The sequence below is a fragment of the Streptomyces sp. NPDC056347 genome (assembly GCF_042262625.1).
Lineage (GTDB): Bacteria > Actinomycetota > Actinomycetes > Streptomycetales > Streptomycetaceae > Streptomyces.
Window position 1 is genome coordinate 29,388 of sequence record NZ_JBHJQP010000049.1, and the last position, 16,668, is coordinate 46,055.

The 16,668-nt window shown below is 72.1% G+C and carries 15 protein-coding genes; 6 read left to right on the top strand and 9 right to left on the bottom strand.

The window, feature by feature from the left end; translation table 11 throughout:
• The first annotated feature begins 102 nt into the window (after positions 1-102).
• The gene (locus ACFCV8_RS14160) at positions 103-3,051 is read left to right on the top strand and encodes a BTAD domain-containing putative transcriptional regulator (RefSeq protein ID WP_376685596.1); all 2,949 of its coding nucleotides are present in this window, start codon (positions 103-105) and stop codon (positions 3,049-3,051) included.
• 46 nt (positions 3,052-3,097) lie between these two features.
• Here the strand turns inward: ACFCV8_RS14160 and ACFCV8_RS14165 are convergent, their stop codons facing one another.
• Positions 3,098-4,927, bottom strand: a complete 1,830-nt coding sequence (locus ACFCV8_RS14165) for an NHL domain-containing thioredoxin family protein (protein ID WP_376685597.1) — start codon at positions 4,925-4,927, stop codon at positions 3,098-3,100.
• 64 nt (positions 4,928-4,991) lie between these two features.
• On the opposite strand from ACFCV8_RS14165, the gene ACFCV8_RS14170 reads away from it, so the two are divergent.
• Positions 4,992-5,486, top strand: coding sequence for an LURP-one-related/scramblase family protein (locus tag ACFCV8_RS14170; RefSeq protein ID WP_376685598.1), 495 nt, complete (start codon positions 4,992-4,994; stop codon positions 5,484-5,486).
• 92 nt (positions 5,487-5,578) lie between these two features.
• On the opposite strand, the gene ACFCV8_RS14175 is transcribed toward ACFCV8_RS14170, so the two are convergent.
• The gene (locus ACFCV8_RS14175) at positions 5,579-6,373 is read right to left on the bottom strand and encodes a carbon-nitrogen family hydrolase (RefSeq protein WP_376685599.1); all 795 of its coding nucleotides are present in this window, start codon (positions 6,371-6,373) and stop codon (positions 5,579-5,581) included.
• Positions 6,374-6,543: 170 nt separating this feature from the next.
• Between ACFCV8_RS14175 and ACFCV8_RS14180 the strand changes: the two genes are divergently transcribed.
• Positions 6,544-7,368: a maleylpyruvate isomerase family mycothiol-dependent enzyme gene (locus ACFCV8_RS14180; RefSeq protein WP_376685600.1), complete on the top strand. Its 825-nt coding sequence runs from the start codon at positions 6,544-6,546 to the stop codon at positions 7,366-7,368.
• 107 nt (positions 7,369-7,475) lie between these two features.
• Here the strand turns inward: ACFCV8_RS14180 and ACFCV8_RS14185 are convergent, their stop codons facing one another.
• On the bottom strand, positions 7,476-8,783 hold the full coding sequence (locus ACFCV8_RS14185) for a nitrate/nitrite transporter (RefSeq protein WP_376685601.1): 1,308 nt from the start codon (positions 8,781-8,783) through the stop codon (positions 7,476-7,478).
• Entirely contained in the window at positions 8,780-9,466 is a 687-nt protein-coding gene (locus ACFCV8_RS14190) for a GntR family transcriptional regulator (RefSeq protein ID WP_376685602.1), read from the bottom strand. The genes ACFCV8_RS14185 and ACFCV8_RS14190 overlap by 4 nt, the downstream gene beginning before the upstream one ends.
• Positions 9,467-9,762: 296 nt before the next feature.
• Here ACFCV8_RS14190 and ACFCV8_RS14195 point away from each other — a divergent pair, with 296 nt between their 5' ends.
• On the top strand, positions 9,763-10,662 hold the full coding sequence (locus ACFCV8_RS14195) for a D-alanyl-D-alanine carboxypeptidase family protein (RefSeq protein WP_376685603.1): 900 nt from the start codon (positions 9,763-9,765) through the stop codon (positions 10,660-10,662).
• A 157-nt stretch (positions 10,663-10,819) separates the two neighbouring features.
• Here ACFCV8_RS14195 and ACFCV8_RS14200 read toward each other — a convergent pair whose 3' ends face one another.
• Entirely contained in the window at positions 10,820-11,602 is a 783-nt protein-coding gene (locus ACFCV8_RS14200; protein ID WP_376685604.1) for a methyltransferase domain-containing protein, read from the bottom strand.
• Positions 11,603-11,630: 28 nt separating this feature from the next.
• Between ACFCV8_RS14200 and ACFCV8_RS14205 the strand changes: the two genes are divergently transcribed.
• The gene (locus tag ACFCV8_RS14205) at positions 11,631-12,065 is read left to right on the top strand and encodes a MerR family transcriptional regulator (protein WP_376685611.1); all 435 of its coding nucleotides are present in this window, start codon (positions 11,631-11,633) and stop codon (positions 12,063-12,065) included.
• 54 nt (positions 12,066-12,119) lie between these two features.
• Here ACFCV8_RS14205 and ACFCV8_RS14210 read toward each other — a convergent pair whose 3' ends face one another.
• The 4 genes from ACFCV8_RS14210 to ACFCV8_RS14225 form a co-directional block, all read right to left on the bottom strand.
• Positions 12,120-12,632 (bottom strand): DUF402 domain-containing protein, encoded by a 513-nt coding sequence (locus ACFCV8_RS14210; RefSeq protein ID WP_376685605.1) that lies wholly within the window; start codon positions 12,630-12,632, stop codon positions 12,120-12,122.
• 193 nt (positions 12,633-12,825) lie between these two features.
• Positions 12,826-13,260 carry a VOC family protein gene (locus ACFCV8_RS14215; RefSeq protein ID WP_376685606.1) on the bottom strand — a complete coding sequence of 145 codons (435 nt, stop codon included), beginning with the start codon at positions 13,258-13,260 and terminating at the stop codon, positions 12,826-12,828.
• A gap of 30 nt (positions 13,261-13,290) precedes the next feature.
• On the bottom strand, positions 13,291-14,580 hold the full coding sequence (locus ACFCV8_RS14220; protein ID WP_376685607.1) for an MFS transporter: 1,290 nt from the start codon (positions 14,578-14,580) through the stop codon (positions 13,291-13,293).
• 128 nt (positions 14,581-14,708) lie between these two features.
• Positions 14,709-15,638: a class I SAM-dependent methyltransferase gene (locus ACFCV8_RS14225; protein ID WP_376685608.1), complete on the bottom strand. Its 930-nt coding sequence runs from the start codon at positions 15,636-15,638 to the stop codon at positions 14,709-14,711.
• A gap of 829 nt (positions 15,639-16,467) precedes the next feature.
• Here ACFCV8_RS14225 and ACFCV8_RS14230 point away from each other — a divergent pair.
• A complete protein-coding gene (locus ACFCV8_RS14230; protein WP_376685609.1) occupies positions 16,468-16,626 on the top strand; it encodes a hypothetical protein in 159 nt (52 codons plus the stop codon).
• Positions 16,627-16,668 lie beyond the last annotated feature (42 nt).

The window sequence follows — 16,668 nt, forward strand, 5'->3', positions numbered from 1 at the left end:
CGATCGCGCTCAACCCGTCGTCGGCTCCCCGGCACCCCCGATATCCTGGGACTTTCGCCGTGCCCGGCCCCGGGCGCATCCCGCCCGGAAGGAAATCCGCCCGTGGAGTTCCGGCTGCTCGGCACCGTCTCGGTCGACACGTTCACCGGGCCGCTGCCGCTCGGCCCCGCCAAGCGCCGCAGCCTGCTCGCCGCGCTGCTGCTGTCCGCCAACACCCCGGTCTCCATCGCCAGGCTGACGGACTCGCTGTGGGACGACACCCCGCCGCTGCACGCCCGCAGCGTCATCCAGGGCCATGTGTCCCGGCTGCGCGCGCTGCTGGTCGGCGCGGACGCGGAGGCGTACGGGGTGGAGCTGGTCACGCTCGGCGACGCGTACGTCCTGCGGCTGCCGGAGACCCTGCTGGACGCGCAGCGCTTCGAGGAGCTGCTGACCCTGGCCCGGGAGCAGCGCAGCCCGGCCGACGCGGTGCTGATGCTGAAGGAGGCGCTGTCCCTGTGGCAGGGCCCGGCGCTCAGTGGCGCGTTCACCGGACGGCCGCTCCAGGCCGCCGCGCACTCGCTGGAGGAGTCGCGGCTCGCCACGGTCGAACAACTGGCCCGCGCCTACGGGGCGTTGGGGGAGCACAACCGGGCGGCTGCGGTGCTGCGGGCGGAGGCCGTCGCCCATCCGATGCGGGAGTCGCTGGCCGCGGCGCTGATGACGGCGCTCTACCGGGCGGGACGCCAGTCGGAGGCGCTGGACTGGTTCCACCGTACGCGGCGGCTGCTCGCCGACGAGCTGGGCATCGACCCGGGGCACGAGCTGGCCGACGCGTACGCGCTGATCCTGCGCGGCGACCCAGGCCCGGACGCGGGCCGGGAGAGCGGGCGGAACGCACCCGCCGGGCAGGGCACCCCGGCGCACGGCCCGGTCCGGGGCGGCGGCGCCCGAAACGGCGGAGCCGGCAGCGGCGGCGCCGACAACGGGGCGGGTGCGGGTGCCGGGAGCGCGGCCGTGTCCGCCGTACGCCCGGTCGCGGCGGTCCACGACGCACCGTCCACCACCACGAGCCCCGCACCCGCACCGGCCGTGCCCGCGCCCGCCGTCCCGGCGCCCCGGCCGCTCCCCGTGCCGGGCCTGGTCGGCGAGCCGCACCCCACCGATCTGCTGCCCCGCGCGCCCCGCGGCTTCCAGGGGCGGGTGGCCGAGCTGGCCGCGCTCACCCGGGCCGCGGCGGGCGAGGCCCCCGTCTGCCTGGTCACCGGCCCGGCCGGGGTCGGCAAGACCGCGCTGGCCCTCCAGTGGGCACACCGCAACTCGGCCGCCTTCCCGGACGGGCGGCTCTTCGCCGATCTGCGCGGCTTCAGCGACACCGGCGAGCCCGCGCTCATCGAGGTGCTGCGCGAGTTCCTGCTGGCACTCGGCGTCGCGCCCCGCCGCGTCCCGGAGTCCGTGGCGGCCGCGGCGGCGCTCTTCCGTTCGCTGACCGACCGGCGCCGCCTGCTCGTCGTGCTCGACAACGCCCGCCACTCCGCCATCGTCCGGCCGCTGCTGCCGGGCGGCACCGACTGCGTCACGCTGATCACCAGCAGGCACCGGCTGGAGGGGCTCATCGCCTCGGACGCGGCCCGGCCCGTCCCGCTCGACGTGCTCGAACCCTCCGACAGCACCGCCCTGCTGGCCGGTGTGCTCGGCGAGGACCGGGTGCTGGCCGAGCCGGTCGCGGCCCGGCGGCTCGCCGAGCTCTGCGGCGGGCTGCCGCTCGCCCTGCGGGTCACCGCGGCCCGGCTGGCCGGGCGCCCGAGCCGGACACTGGCCGGGATCGCCGACGAACTGGCCGACGAGCGCAGCCGGCTGACGTATCTCGACGTGGACGACACCGGTGTCTCGGCCGCGCTCCGGCTGACCGTGCAGCAGCTGCCGCGGGACGCCGTCCAGCAGCTCGCCCGGCTCGGCCACCACCCCGGCGGCCACTTCGACCCGTACACGGCCGCCGCGCTCGCCGGTACCGACCCGGTCGTCGCGGCCGCGGCGCTGGAACGGCTCGCCGCCGCCCACCTCGTCTCCGAGGTGACGCCCGGACGCTGGGTGCTGCACGACCTGATACGCCTCTACGCCCGCACGATGGACCCCGAGGGGTCGGCCGCTTCGCTCGTCGGCGTCCTCGACCACTACATCGCCACCGCGCTCGCCGCCGCCGACACGGCCGAACCGGGCGGCGAGCCCTGCTTCGTCCTGCCGGAGGACTACCACCGCCCGTGCGCGGTACGGGACTTCGTCGACCGGGAGGAGGCCATGTGCTGGCTGGCGACCGAGCGCGACGAGCTGGCGCTGGCCGCCGTCGCGGCCCGGACCGCCGGGCTCCACGACCGGGCGTGGCGGATCATCCTGCTCCAGTGGCCGCAGGTGGTGTGGCGGGTGCGGGACAGCTGGTCCCCGCTGCTGGAGCTGGCGCTGGACTCGGCCCGCGCCGAGCGGGACACGTACGCCGAGTCGCGGGTGCTGAACCTGCTGGGCTGGGTGCTCACCGAGGAGGGCCGGACCGCGGAGGCCGTCGCCCTGCTGGAGCGGTCGCCCGGCCTGGCCCGGCAGGCCGGTGACCGGCTCGGCGAGGCGACGGCGCTGATCAACCTGGCCGTCGTCCAGGCCGAGCTGGGGGAGCTGGGCACGGCCCTGGAAGGCTGCGAGCGGGCCGTCGGGCTGGCCCGCGAGGAGCGGGACGCGCACACCGAGATGCTGGCCCTCCAGCACCTCGCCCGGATGCAGCTGGCCGCGAACCTGCCGCGCGAGGCCCTTGCGTCCACCCGGACCGCGCTCGACCTGGGCCCGGAGCAGGAGGAGGTGGCCCGCCGGGTGCTGCTGCTGACCACCAGCGGCGAGGCCCGGCTGGCGCTCGGCGAGGAGGAAGAGGGCATCCGGCTGCTGGACACGGCGGCCACGGAGGCGGAGCGGACCGGTTACGACGAGGGCGCGGTGCGGGCCCTGGAGGCGCTGCTGCGGGTGACGGCGCGGCCGGAGTACCGCAAGCGGTACGAGCAGGCGGTACTCCGGCTCACCGACAACGGCTGACCGGCCCGCCGACGGTACGTCAGTGGTGCGGGCGGACCGGTGCCCGTCAGCCCTGCTCGTCGTCCATGCCCGCCAGCACCAGCGGCAGCCGGGACACGCCCGCCGCCTCCACCCTGACCGGTACGCCCCAGTCCTGCTGGTGGACATGGCAGGCCGGGTACTCGTTCGCCGGGTCGTCGTCGCAGGACGCCGCCATCGCCGACACGTGCAGCACCCCTTCGGTGACGCCGTCGGCGAGGACCAGTTCGCGGCAGAGGTCGCTGCCGGCGCCCGCGCCCTCGGCGAGCAGCTCCGGCGGGGTCGCCGAGACCAGCAGCCGGGTCGAGGGCCCGTACCGGGTGTCGAGCTTCTGCCCCGCGGGCGCCCGGAAGACCACGTCGAGCCGGAGCGTGCCCGGGGCGATCGCGGTGGCCGCGCGCCGGGTGCGGTGGGCCCGGTCGGCGACGCGTACCGCCTCCTCGGGCAGGCGCAGCCGGGTCAGCCGGTGCCGGGCGGACTCGACGACGACGAGATCGCCGTCGACCAGCACCGCGGCGCTGGGCTCGCGCAGATCCGTGGCCAGGGTGGTGACCTCGTCGGCCACCGGGTCGTAGCGGCGCAGCGCGTGGTTGTACGTGTCGCAGACGGCGACGGACCCGTCCGGCAGCGCGGTGACTCCCAGCGGGTGCTGGAGCAGGGCCTGTCCGGCGGCGCCGTCGCGGTGCCCGAAGTCGAAGAGGCCGGTGCCGACGGCCGTACGGACGGCGAAGCCGGTCCCGTCCCGCTCGACGTACCGCAGCGCGGAGGTCTCCGAGTCGGCGACCCAGAGCCGCTCCCCGTCGGCGGAGGCGGCGAGCCCGGACGGCTGGGCGAACCACGCCTCGGCGGCCGGTCCGTCGACCAGCCCCTCGTTGGTCGTCCCCGCCGCGGCCTCGACGCGCCCGGTGGCCGGGTCGTATGTCCACAGCTGGTGGACGCCCGCCATGGCGATCCACAGCCGGTCCGCGAACCAGGCGAGGTCCCAGGGCGAGGAGAGGTCGACCTCGCGGGCGGGTCCGAAGGACGGCGAGCCCTGCCACCACTGGCGGCCGGTGCCGGCGAGCGTCGTGGTCTCCCCGTTGGCGGGGTCGAGGGCGCGGACGGCGTGGTTGACCGTGTCGGCGACCGCGATCCGGCCGTCCGGCAGCACGGCCAGGCCCTGCGGCTCGGAGAACCGGGCCTCGCCGGGGCCGCCGTCGGTGAACCCCCTGTCCCCCGTTCCGATGTGACGCCTGACCGTGTCACCGTCACGTTCGATCTCGACCAGGCGGTGGCGGGTGGTGTCGGAGACCAGGAAGCCGCCGTCCGGCAGGGTCAGGGCCTTGCCGGGGAAGCGCAGATGCGTGGCGACCGGCTCCGGCGCGACATAGGGGCCGTCGCCGCGGCGCAGCGTGCCCTTCGCCCCGTGCTCGGCCTCCAGTTCCTCGACCAGCTTCTCGATGGCGTGCGCGTGGCCCTCGCCGGCGTGCTGGGCGACGACGTACCCCTCGGGGTCGATGACGACGAGCGTCGGCCAGGCCCGTACGGCGTACTGCTTCCAGGTCGCGAGCTCGGGGTCGTCGAGGACCGGGTGGTGCACCCCGTACCGCTCGACGGCGTCCACGACGGCCTGGTGATCGGCCTCGTGGACGAACTTCGGCGAGTGCACCCCGATGATCACCAGGGTGTCGCGGTGCTTCTCCTCCAGCTCGCGCAGCTCGTCGAGCACGTGCAGACAGTTCACACAGCAGAAGGTCCAAAAATCCAGAACCACAATGCGTCCTCGCAGGTCAGCGAGGGTGTACTGCTGGTCGCCTGTATTGAGCCAGCCGCCCTTGCCGACCAGCTCGGGGGCCCTGACGCGCGCACGTGTTGCCATGTGAACAGTCAACATCACCGTGGCGTCCCCACATTCCGCGGCTGCCTCGGGGAACCTGTGGGCCATGAGATTCCTGGTGCGCGAACGCCTCTTCGCCGTGGGTGACGACTACTGGATCGAGGACACGGACGGCCGCAAGGTGTTCCTCGTCGACGGCAAGGCCCTGCGGGTACGGGACACCTTCGAGCTGAAGGACGCGCAGGGCCGCATCCTCGTCGAGATCCGGCAGAAGCTGCTCAGCCTGCGCGACACGATGCTCATCGAGCGGGACGGCGAGCAGCTCGCCACGATCAGGCGCAAGCGGCTCTCGCTGCTGCGCAACCACTACCGGGTCACTCTGGTCGACGGCACGGAGCTCGACGTCAGCGGCAAGATCCTGGACCGCGAGTTCGCCGTCGAATACGACGGCGAGCTGCTGGCCCAGATCTCCCGGCGCTGGCTGACCGTCCGGGAGACCTACGGCATCGACGTCGTACGGGAGGACGCCGACGCGGCCCTGCTGATCGCCGTGGCGGTCTGCGTCATCGTCCTCGCCGACAAGGAACGCGAACACGGCTGACGGGGCCGGCCGTTCTCCGATCCTTGCCCTGTTTCACGTGAAACAGGGCAAGGATCGGAGAGCAGGGCAGAGATCGGAGAACGGGGCAGGGCTCAGAGGCCGGGTGCGGCCAGTCCCAGCCGACGGTCCTTGAGAGCCGGGAACTGCTCCCGGATCTCCGTCACCTTCGCCGGGTCGAACTCCACGTCGAGCACCTCCTCGCCCGCGCCCGCCTCGGCCAGCACCTCGCCCCAGGGGTCGACGACGATGCTGTGCCCGGCCTGCTCGACACCGGCGTGGGTGCCCGCGCAGCCGACGGCCAGGACGTACGACTGGTTCTCCACCGCGCGGGCACGGGCCAGCAGCGTCCAGTGCGCGCGGCGCCGCTCGGGCCAGCCGGCCGCGACGACCAGCGTTCCGGCGCCGGCGTCGACCAGGCCCCGGAACAGCTCCGGGAAGCGCAGGTCGTAGCAGGTGGCGAGGCCGAGCGTGGTCTCCGGCAGCGGGACCGTGACCAGCTCCTCACCGGCGCCCATCATCACCGCCTCGCCCCGGTCGAAACCGAAGCGGTGGATCTTGCGGTACGCGGCGGCCCGCTCGCCGGTCGGGGCGAAGACCAGCGCGGTGTTGTAGAGGGTGCCGTCGGCGGCGCGCTCCACGAAGGAACCGGCGTGCAGCCAGACCCCGGCGTCGGCGGCGGCCTTCGCCATGGCGTCGTGCGTGGGCCCCTGGAACGGTTCGGCCTCGGCCTCGAACTCGGTGTACGCGAAGGCGCCCACCGGCCAGAGCTCGGGAAGCACCACCAGATCCGCGCCGCGCCGGTCCATGACCAGCGATACCGCGCGCTCTCTGCGGGCGTCGGCGGATTCGTCCGGGTCTACTGCGATCTGGATGAGGGAGGCGCGCACACTACCACCGTCCTGGCATTCAAGCCGTCAACACGGGCCTACGATCGTCACACGAAAGCACTGCCGGGGTGCCTGATCGCAGCGTAACTTAGCGATTGAACCTCCCACGCAGCCCGCCGCCCGCGCCCAGCTCTCCAGCCCATGCACCGCAGAACCGCACGAGGGGTCCAGTGACCGTCCATCCCAGCCTTCAGACCTATGCCGATGCCTGGACCCACTCCATCGAGTCGATAGCCGAGCTGGTGAAGCCGCTCGCCGAGGGCGAGTGGAACCGCCGTACGCCCTGCCCCGCCTGGTCGGTGCGCGACATCGTCTCGCACATCATCGGCATGGAGTCCGAACAGCTCGGCGACCCGCGCCCGATCCACACGCTGCCGCGCGATCTCTACCACGTGCAGAACGACTTCGCCCGCTACATGGAGATGCAGGTCGATGTGCGGCGGCACCACACCGCACCGGAGATGACCTCCGAGCTGGAGTACACGATCATCCGGCGCGCCCGTCAGCTGCGCAACGAGTCGCGCGCCCCCGAGACGATGGTCAGGGCGCCGCTCGGCGCCGAGCAGACCCTTGAGCTGGCGCTGCGGATGCGGGCCTTCGACGTCTGGGTGCACGAGCAGGACCTGCGGGCGACGCTGGGGCAGCCGGGCAACCTGGACTCCCCCGGCGCCACGATCGTCCGGGACACCCTGCTGGAGGCGCTGCCGAAGGTGGTGGCCAAGGACGCGGGGGCACCGGCCGGTTCGGCGGTGGTCCTCGATGTGCACGGGCCGCTGGAGTTCCTGCGTACGGTCCGGGTCGACGCGGAGGGGCGCGGTTCGGTGGACGGCTCGCCCTCGCTCGGACCCGCGGTGACGCTGGCGATGGACTGGGAGACGTACTTCCTGCTGGCCTGCGGGCGGGTACGCGCGGCCTCGGTCGCCGAGCGGGTCAAGATCGAGGGCGACGAGGAACTGGCCGAGGCGATCCTGCGGAACTTCGCCGTGACGCCCTGACGCCGTCACGCCACGACTCCCCGGAATCAAGGGGCGTCGGAGGGCCGGGGACATGACCGGCGGCGCCCGTCGCGGGACGAACGGACGGGTGCGCCGCCGCTCCCCGCTCACACCGGTACGTGCACGGCCTCCACGCGGCTGACCACATGATGGTCCCGCTCGCGGTGCGCCGCCCTGGAGCGCAGCCGCAGGATCTGTACGACCCCGAGCGCCTCCAGCACGAAGACCGAGGCGAACGCGATCCGGTAGTTGTCACCGGTCGCGTCCAGCAGCACCCCGACGGCGAACAGCGTGGTCATCGAGGCGATGAAGCCGCCCATGTTGACGATGCCCGACGCGGTGCCCTGACGCTCCGGCGGGTTGGCCGGGCGGGCGAAGTCGAAGCCGATCATCGAGGCCGGACCGCAGGCGCCGAGCACCACGCACAGCACGATCAGCAGCCACATCGGCGCGTGGCCGGGGTGGAGGACGGCCGAGGCCCAGAGCAGCGCCGTCGCCGCGACGGTACCGAGGGCCAGCGGGGCGCGGGCCGCGTGGTGGCGGGCGATGACCTGCCCGTAGATCAGCCCGAAGACCATGTTGGAGAGCACCACCAGGGTGAGCAGCTCACCGGCGGTGGACCGGCTGAGTCCCTGCGCCTCCACCAGGAACGGCAGCCCCCACAGCAGCAGGAACACCATGGCCGGGAACTGGGTGGTGAAGTGGACCCACATGCCGAGCCGGGTGCCGGGCTCGGCCCAGGACGCGGCGATCTGACGGCGTACGTAGGCGGCGCCCGCGTGCTCCACGGGCGGCGGCTCGTGGCCCTCGGGGTGGTCCTTCAGGAAGAGCAGCAGCAGGACGAGCACCACGACCCCGGCGACGGAGCTGCCGACGAAGGTGGTGGTCCAGCCGAAACCGTGCAGGGCCCGGGCGATGAACAGCGTCGAGACAAGGTTGCCCGCCATCCCGAAGAGCGCCGCGATCTGGCCGATCAGCGGACCGCGCCGGGCCGGGAACCAGCGGGCGCCGAGCCGCAGCACGCTGATGAACGTCATCGCGTCGCCGCAGCCGAGCAGCGCCCTGGACGCCAGCGCCGTCCCGTACGAGGGCGAGAGCGCGAAACCGAGCTGGCCCAGGGTGAACAGGACGGCCCCGAGCGTGAGGACCTTCTTGGTGCCGAGCCGGTCGACCATCAGGCCGACGGGTATCTGCATGCCCGCGTAGACGAGCAGCTGGAGTATGGAGAACGTGGAGAGGGCGGAGGCGTTGACGTGGAACCGGTCGGCGGCGTCCAGCCCGGCGACCCCCAGGCTGGTACGGAAGATGATCGCGACGAAGTAGACGGCGACCCCGATGCCCCAGACCCACGCGGCACGCCGGCCGCCGGGTGGATCACCGGGCAGGGAGAGGGTGGGGGCCGCGGCGGAGCTCATCGGTCCTCACCCCTGACCAGCACCTTGACCCGGCCGACATGGCGCCGTACGACCTGCGCGGCACCCTCCGGGTCACCGGCCCTGATGGCTTCCAGCAGCTCGGCGTGCTCGGTGATGTTGGCGGCGATCCGGCCGGGGTGCGCCTCCATCACGGCGACGCCCATCCTCAGCTGCCGGTCGCGCAGCTGGTCGTAGAGGCGCGAGAGGATCTCGTTGCCCGCGTTGCGCACGATCTCGGCGTGGAAGCAGCGGTCCTTCACGGACACCGCCGCCAGGTCCCCGGCCTCGGCCAGCTCCCGCTGCTCGGCCAGCAGCTCCTCCAGGCGGCCGAGCAGCCGCTCGGAGGCGGGCACGGCCTTGCGGGCCGCGAACTCCTCGACCAGCAGCCGGGTCTCCACCACGTCCGCGATCTCCTGCGCGGAGACCGCGAGGACCAGGGCGCCCTTCTTCGGGTAGAGCTTGATCAGCCCCTCGACCTCCAGCCGCAGCAGCGCCTCGCGCACCGGCGTCCGGGACACCCCGACGGCCTGGGCGAGATCCCCCTCGGTGAGGAGCGTGCCGCCCTCGTAGCGGCGGTCCAGGACCGCCTCCTTGATGTGTGTGTACACGCGCTCGGCGGCGGGGGGCCGCTTGATGGTCGGCTTCACGGCGGACGGCTTCACGGTCGGAGGTGCGGCAGGCATGCGTACAGCATAGATACAAGATGCGTACATGGAAGTGTCATTCCGCGATCCGGACATGCGCCACGCCCCTCCTCCGTGCGGCGGACCACGGGCGGCGCGGCGGCGGATCAAGGGCGTCGCGACGGATCGCCGACGTACCTCCCAAACCGCCCTTGACCCACCCCTGAACAGCCCTTGACCTCAAAATTGCTCTGGAAGCCCCGGAAATCGGCACATCCTTTCCCGCACCCCAGGAGTCTCACCACCGAGCGGCACCTTCATGTGGCCGCATTCCAGGGGCATTTGGAGCATTCAAGTTGAAAATCGGCATTAAGGGCATAAGCCGCGCCACTGCCACGGCCACCGTGGCCCTCACGGCCGGTGCCGTCATCGCGGGCAGCGCCTTCGCCTCCACCGCGCAGGCCGCCACGCTCACCACCCCGAAGATCACCGCCGCCGGCGGCTTCACGATGAACAACGGCACCGCGAAGGCCCTGTACTCCAAGGCCGCCGACACCCGCCGTTCCACCGGCTCCACCACCAAGATCATGACGGCCAAGGTGGTGCTGGCGCAGAAGAACCTGAACCTGGATTCGAAGGTCACGATCCAGAAGGCGTACAGCGACTACATCGTCTCCAAGGGCGCGTCCTCGGCCCGCCTGATCGTGGGCGACAAGGTCACCGTCCGCCAGCTGCTGTACGGCCTGATGCTGCCGTCCGGCTGCGACGCCGCCTACGCGCTGGCCGACAAGTTCGGCTCCGGCACCACCCGCGCGGCCCGCGTGAAATCGTTCGTCGGCAAGATGAACGCCCAGGCCAAGTCCCTCGGGCTGAAGAACACCCACTTCGACTCGTTCGACGGCATAGGGAACGGCTCGAACTACTCGACGCCGCGCGACCTCACCAAGATCGCCAGCAGCGCCATGAAGAACTCCACCTTCCGCGCGGTCGTCAAGACCAAGTCGACCAAGCAGAAGGTCACCACGAAGTCCGGCGGCTACCGCTACATGTCGTGGACCAACACCAACACCATGCTCAGCAGCTACAGCGGCGCCATCGGCATCAAGACCGGCTCCGGCCCGACGGCCAAGTACTGCCTGGTCTTCGCCGCGACCCGGGGCAGCAAGACGATCGTCGGCACGGTGCTCGCGTCCACCAACGCGACCAACCGCACCGCCGACATGAAGAAGATCATGGACTACTCCTTCAAGAAGTAGCCCACCCGGTCACGACGGCACCGGCACACGGAGGGCCCCGCAGCCATGCGGGGCCCTCCCGCGTTCCCTCGCCCCTTCCCCCGCCGACCGCGGTGTCCCAGGACGTCGGCTCCACGGAGTCCTCGAACGGCTTCGGCCGCAGGTGGCCGGACAGCGCTCAGGCGGAGGCGGGGGCGGAGGCGGAGGCCGCGAAGAACGGAACGGCGACGAGGAAGCGGCCCGCCTCGGCGCGTCGGCGCTGCTCGGCGAGCCACTCGTCCGCCCGGTCACGGCCGACGGCGCCGACGGCGCAGGCCGGCTCGACGAGCCCCGCGAGCAGCGGCAGCATCGCGGGGTCGGTGAACACACTGGTGTGCGCCTCGACCGCGACATCGTCGAAGCCGCCGGCCAGGAGCAGGCCGCGGTACTGGCGGCCGGCGCGCGGCGCGCCCAGGAGGTCGGCGCGGGCATGCACGATCGTGCGGGTGAGCGCCGCGTCATCCGAGTCGATCATGATGGCGTCCCAGTCCTGACCTACCAGGACGATCCTGCCGCCCGGGCAGAGGACCCGTCGCGCCTCCGCCACCGCGCGCCCCGGCTCCTGGAGTACGTGAAAGACCTTGTCGGCACGGTAGCCGCGCACGCTTCCGTCGGCGAACGGCAGATCCTCCGCCCCTGCCTCCAGGAACTCGGCTCCCGGCCACCGCTCCCGGGCTGCGGCCAGCATCCACTGGCCGGGATCCACGCCCACCGCGTGGACACCCCGTTCGGCCAGCTCGGCGACGGCCCGTCCGGCGCCGCAGCCGATGTCCACGACGGTCGAGCCCGGGACGAGGGACAGCAGTTCGTAGGAGCGGGCCCGCAATCGAGTGGCGCTCGGCATCCGGTCCGCAGCGTCGAGAACGGCCAGCAGGGCTTCGATGTCGTGGTGCTCTTCCACCGCTTCCTGATTCTTGGACATGGACGTCATGCTGCGACTTAATGTCGGCATGAAGTCAAGCGAGGACGGCGACGTCGGCGCCTTGAGCATCGGCGCCCTTGCGTCACGGTTCGGCCTGGCCACGCACGTGCTGCGGCATTGGGAGGCGATGGGCCTGTTGCACCCGGGACGGGACGCCGGCGGGCGCCGCCGCTACGGTGCGGACGACCTCACCCGCGTGGCGACGATCCTCGTCATGAAGGAGGCCGGCCTCGGCCTGAACACCATCAGGAGCCTGTCCGTAACCGCCGACCGCGCCGCCCGGCACGAGATCCTGCGGCCCGCGGCCGAAGAACTCCGGTCGAGAATCGCGGCGGCCCAGGCCTCGTTGGAGCTCATCGAGGGCAGCCTGAACTGCGCGTACGAGGACGTCACCCAGTGCCCGAACTACCGGCGGATCATCGCCGAGCGGGGCGGCCCCCGAAGTCCGGCCGGAGACCAGTGAGCGACGCCGTGGCACCGACCTCCTGAGGAGGCACGGCCACATGCGGAGGCACGGCTAACCGACCGGCCCCAGCCAGGTACGGAACCGGCTGCCGAAGGGCTCCACGCCCTCCCGCAGCGCCCGGGCGAGCCGGTCCGCCGCCTCGGTGGCCCGCGCCACGACCTCCGGCGGGTACCCGTACAGGACCTGGTGGGCCGCGAACTCGTCCTCGTCGTCCACGAAGACGGCACCCGTCGCCCGCGTCCGGCAGACATCGAGGTCCAGGTCGACCATGGTGACCTCCGCCGGGCCGCACCACACGGACGGCGTGGTCACGTCGCAGTAGACGTCCAGCCGCGCGGGGGCCGCCTGGAAGAGCGCTGTCCACCAGGCATCGCGGGGCAGGAGCATGACCCGCGCCTCCTCGGTCACGTAGACCGCGTCCGTCTCACCCGTACCGCAGACCGTGCCGGCGGACGCCCCCAGCCACACCCCGTACTCGTCCTCCCCGAGCCGGACCATCGGCTGCTTCCGGTGCGGCCTTCCGTCGAACTTCCTTACTGAAAGCAGAACTTCGGGACCTGTCATGCCTGGAACGCTATCCGTCGGGCTCTCCCGGGCCCGGGCCCCGGTGGGCGTCGAACTCGTGACGGGAGAGGGGAGCCGGGGCGGAGGCCGGGACTGTTCCGGAGCCGAGCAGCACTCCCGGCCGGTGCGGGACCCGCAGGAGCCGGTCAGCCGGTCAGCCGGTCAGCCGGTCAGCCGGTCAGCCGGTCAGAACTCAGTCGAGGCAGAACTCGTTGCCCTCGATGTCCTGCATCGTGATGCAGGACTCGTTCTCCTCATCGGCGTACTGCACCAGCACGCACACCGCGCCGAGCGCCATCAGCCGGTCGCGTTCGGCTTCGAGGACGGCCAGGCGCTCCGCGCCGACGAGCCCGATACCGGCCCGTACGTCGAGGTGCACCCTGTTCTTGGCGACCTTCCCCTCGGGAACGCGCTGGAAGTACAGGCGCGGGCCCTCACCCGTGGGGTCGGAACACGCGAACCACGCGCCCCGCTTCTCGGACGGCAGCGAGTCGTTGTAGGCGTCCCAGGTCTCGAAACCCTCCGGCGGCGGCGGTGCGACGTAACCCAGCACCTCGCACCAGAAACGGGCGACGCGCTCGGGATCCGCGCAGTCGAAAGTGACCTGAATCTTCCTCACCGATGCCATTCGGCCACCCTAACAGCGGCTGTCCGCAGGTCAGTTCCTATTTTTCACCTCGCCAGCAGCAGGGTTCTCACGAGTGGGTACGCGGGTGGCGAACCGGGCCGTCCCGGGGACGGCGAGCGCTCCGTACGTGGACCCGAGCAGCACGACGGCGGCGACGGCCGCGAAGGTTGCCGTCCCGACGAGCCGGACGAGCAGCGGCGTCGCGGCGAGCGCGATCGGCTGGAGGCCGAAACTGGCCAGCCCCTCCAGGGCGAAGACCCGGCCCTGCACCCGTTCCGGGAACTCGCGCTGGAGCGAGCTGTACCAGAGGACCATGAAGCAGCCGACCCCGGCCGAACCGGCGGCACCCGCCGCGCAGAACACCCACAGCGGTACGTCGACCGCGAGGCACACCGGCGTCAGCACGCAGGGAGCCAGCGCGTTCATGGCCCACAGCCCCGGGCGGGCCGAGGAGACCCGGCCGCCCAGCAAGGAGCCGGCCACCGAGCCCGCGAGCGTCGCGGCGCTGACCCAGCCGAAGGCGGAGAGACCGTACCTGGTCTGGCTGACCATCGGCACCAGGACGTAGTTCGGGGCGAAGAGGAAGAACACCTGCGCGGTGCCCTGCAGCATCAGGACCGCCACCCAGGGCCGCCGACGGACCTCGACGAGCCCCTCCCGCGCCTCGGCCAGCATCCCCCGCAGCCCGCCGGGCGCGTCGGCATCCGCCCCGTCGGCCCGCGCATCGGCCGCGGCACGGACCGGCGGCAGCCGCAGCCACACCAGCGTGACCAGGCTCACCACGAACGTGGCGGCGTCCACCAGGAGGGTCCTCGGCGGCGAGACCCCGGCCAGCAGGACGCCCGCCAGCAGGGCCCCGGCCATCGAGCCGAGCCGTCTGGTGGACACGTCCAGGGCGTACGCCTGCTGCCGCAGCTCCTCCGGGACCACCTGGGCGAGGGCCGCGCGGTGGGCCGGTTCGTACAGCGCCGCGCCCGCGCCGGTGACCGCCGCGGCGGCGAGCAACGGCGCGAGCGGCCCCTGCGAGGCGAAGAGGAAGAAGCCGACGATCCCGGCCAGGCGAAGCACATCAGCGACGGCCATCACGGTGCTGCGGGAGTACCGGTCGGCAACCACCCCGCCGGCCAGCAGGAGCACGCCCATGACGGCGGATTCCACGGCCAGCACCAGGCCGAAGACGCCCGGCCCACGGTCCGGCACGACCAGCGCGGCGAGCGCCACGACGGTGAGCTGGTTCCCCACGGTGCTGGTCACCTGCCCGAGCCAGAAGGCCAGATACCGCCGACCGCGCAACAGAGCCCGTATCTCGGGCTGCGACATGGCCCTCCTCATCGAAGCGCGGAAGCGCGGGAACGAAGGGAGCCGGAGCTCACTCCGGCGAAGCCCGGAGTCTGTCGCACCGTCCTACGGCACACCACCAATTTTTGATGGCACCGGAGAGGTACGTGTCAGCCCGTGTGGCGCCACCAGAAGGAGGCCGGGCGGAAGTGGTCGGTCACACCGAGCCGGCGCCAGAGCGGGGCGAGAATCCGCCGCAGTTCCGGATCGGCGTGCACGAAGGCGTTCGGCAGCCGGACGTCGAATCGCTCCGGCGCGGCGGTGAGCAGCGCGGCCAGGAGGTACTGCTCCGAGTACATGCGCCAGCGCCAGGACTCCGGGTAGTCCGCCGGGAGCATGATGTCGTGGACCTGGACGAGCACCCCCGGCTTGAGGCGGGGCAGCAGTTCGAAGAAGAACACCATGACGTCGGAGCCCATGTGGAGCCGGTGCGAGCCGTCGACGAAGAGGATGTCCCCCGGCTCCAGTTCGGCGAAGACGCCGAGGTCCGCGTCCTGGAGCGGTACGCGGACGACGTCGTCGCAGAGGTGGTCGACATGGGCCCGGGGCTCCGGGTCGATGGACGTGATGCGGGTGCTCAGGCCGAGGTCCTGGATGGCCCGGCGGGCGAACTTGGTGGAGTTCCCGGAGCCCACCTCCAGGTAGCGGGCCGGTTTCTCGGTGGCGAGGAAGCCGTAGAGCGAGGCCGCGTCCAGCGGGGGCAGCCAGGTGTTGCCCCAGTAGGCGGTGGACGCCTTCTCCACCCCTTTCAGGGGGATCCCGGCCAGTTGGTCGGCGTACTCCAGAAGGCCGGTGAGGTGTGCGGCGTACCGCTCCCGGTTCTTCTCCAGGAGCTCGCGCACGGCGCCGAGTTCGGCGCGCGGCTCGGGTCTCACCACATGGTCCAGGAACACCGGTTTGGCCAGCCCGAAGGCCCACATGACCAGGCCGAACGCGGTGGGCCTGCGCTCCAGCCGGTCGAGCCCGCGGCGCAGCACGGGAAGCCGTTCCAGCAGGGTGGGAGTGGGTTCGGGCACGGTGCTCGGGGGCTGCGTGTGCACGGCGGGAGAACCTTTCGATCGGTGGGACGGCCGAGAAGGGTGAGCCGGGGTTCCGCGAGTGCTGTTCGGTCGGAGCCGGTGGATCGTCGGACGCGGGCGGGGCTCCGGACGCCGGTGATCCTTTCCCGGATTCGGGCTCCGGTATCCGGGGAGACCGTCAGACAGGGGGCGAGACGGCCGATATCCACCGCAGGCCGCCGCAAGGGCCCCGGCATCCGCGGCGAGGACATTCCCGGCGGCCGATCGCCCGTCCCGTGCGACGCGCGATATCCGGCCCGGGCTCCGCCACGTGCCGCTTCCTCACCGCGCGGCTCCGCTCGGATCCTGGCGGGCACCCCGTCGGCCTTCCTCGGTCCGGGGCGGCCCTGAGCAAGCCTTCTCGCTGGCAGAGCCGCCTCGGCTGTGCTCAGATCTCTACATCCAAGGCTTTTCAGGCATTTCGCCCGCCTGTCGCTCACGTCCGGAGTGCGGGGCGAGCCCGGAAGCCGAGCAACCCGAGGAGGACAGCTTGAGACGGAAACACACGGCCGCGCTGCGGAGTGCGGCCCTGCCGGTGCTGGTCGCCGCACTGCTGACGGGAGTGATGTCGACCCAGGCCGCGGCCAGCGGTGAGGACGGCGACAGAGGGGGCGGCGACTGCCCGAAGACCTGCCCGCACGGAAAGCCCGGTCCTCCCGGACCTCCTGGTCCCCCCGGACCTCCTGGACCTCCCGGACCTCCTGGACCGACCCTGCCGACCCAGATCATCCAGACGACCTACACATTGGCATCGGGACCCAACACAGGGACCGCGACCTGCCCGCCGGGAACCGTCATCACGGGCGGCGGCATGAAGACGCCCCTCGGAGGCAACAACCTCACGGTCCAGACGTACGAGTCGTACCCGTCCGCCGACAACGTCTGGACGGTGTCCTTCAACAACTCGGCCAGCACCACGGGTTCCTACGTGGTCTACGCCGTCTGCCTCCCCGTGACCCCGACGGGCTGACAGCCGTTCGGGTAGCGCGCTCCTCGCTCCGGCTGCCGCGGC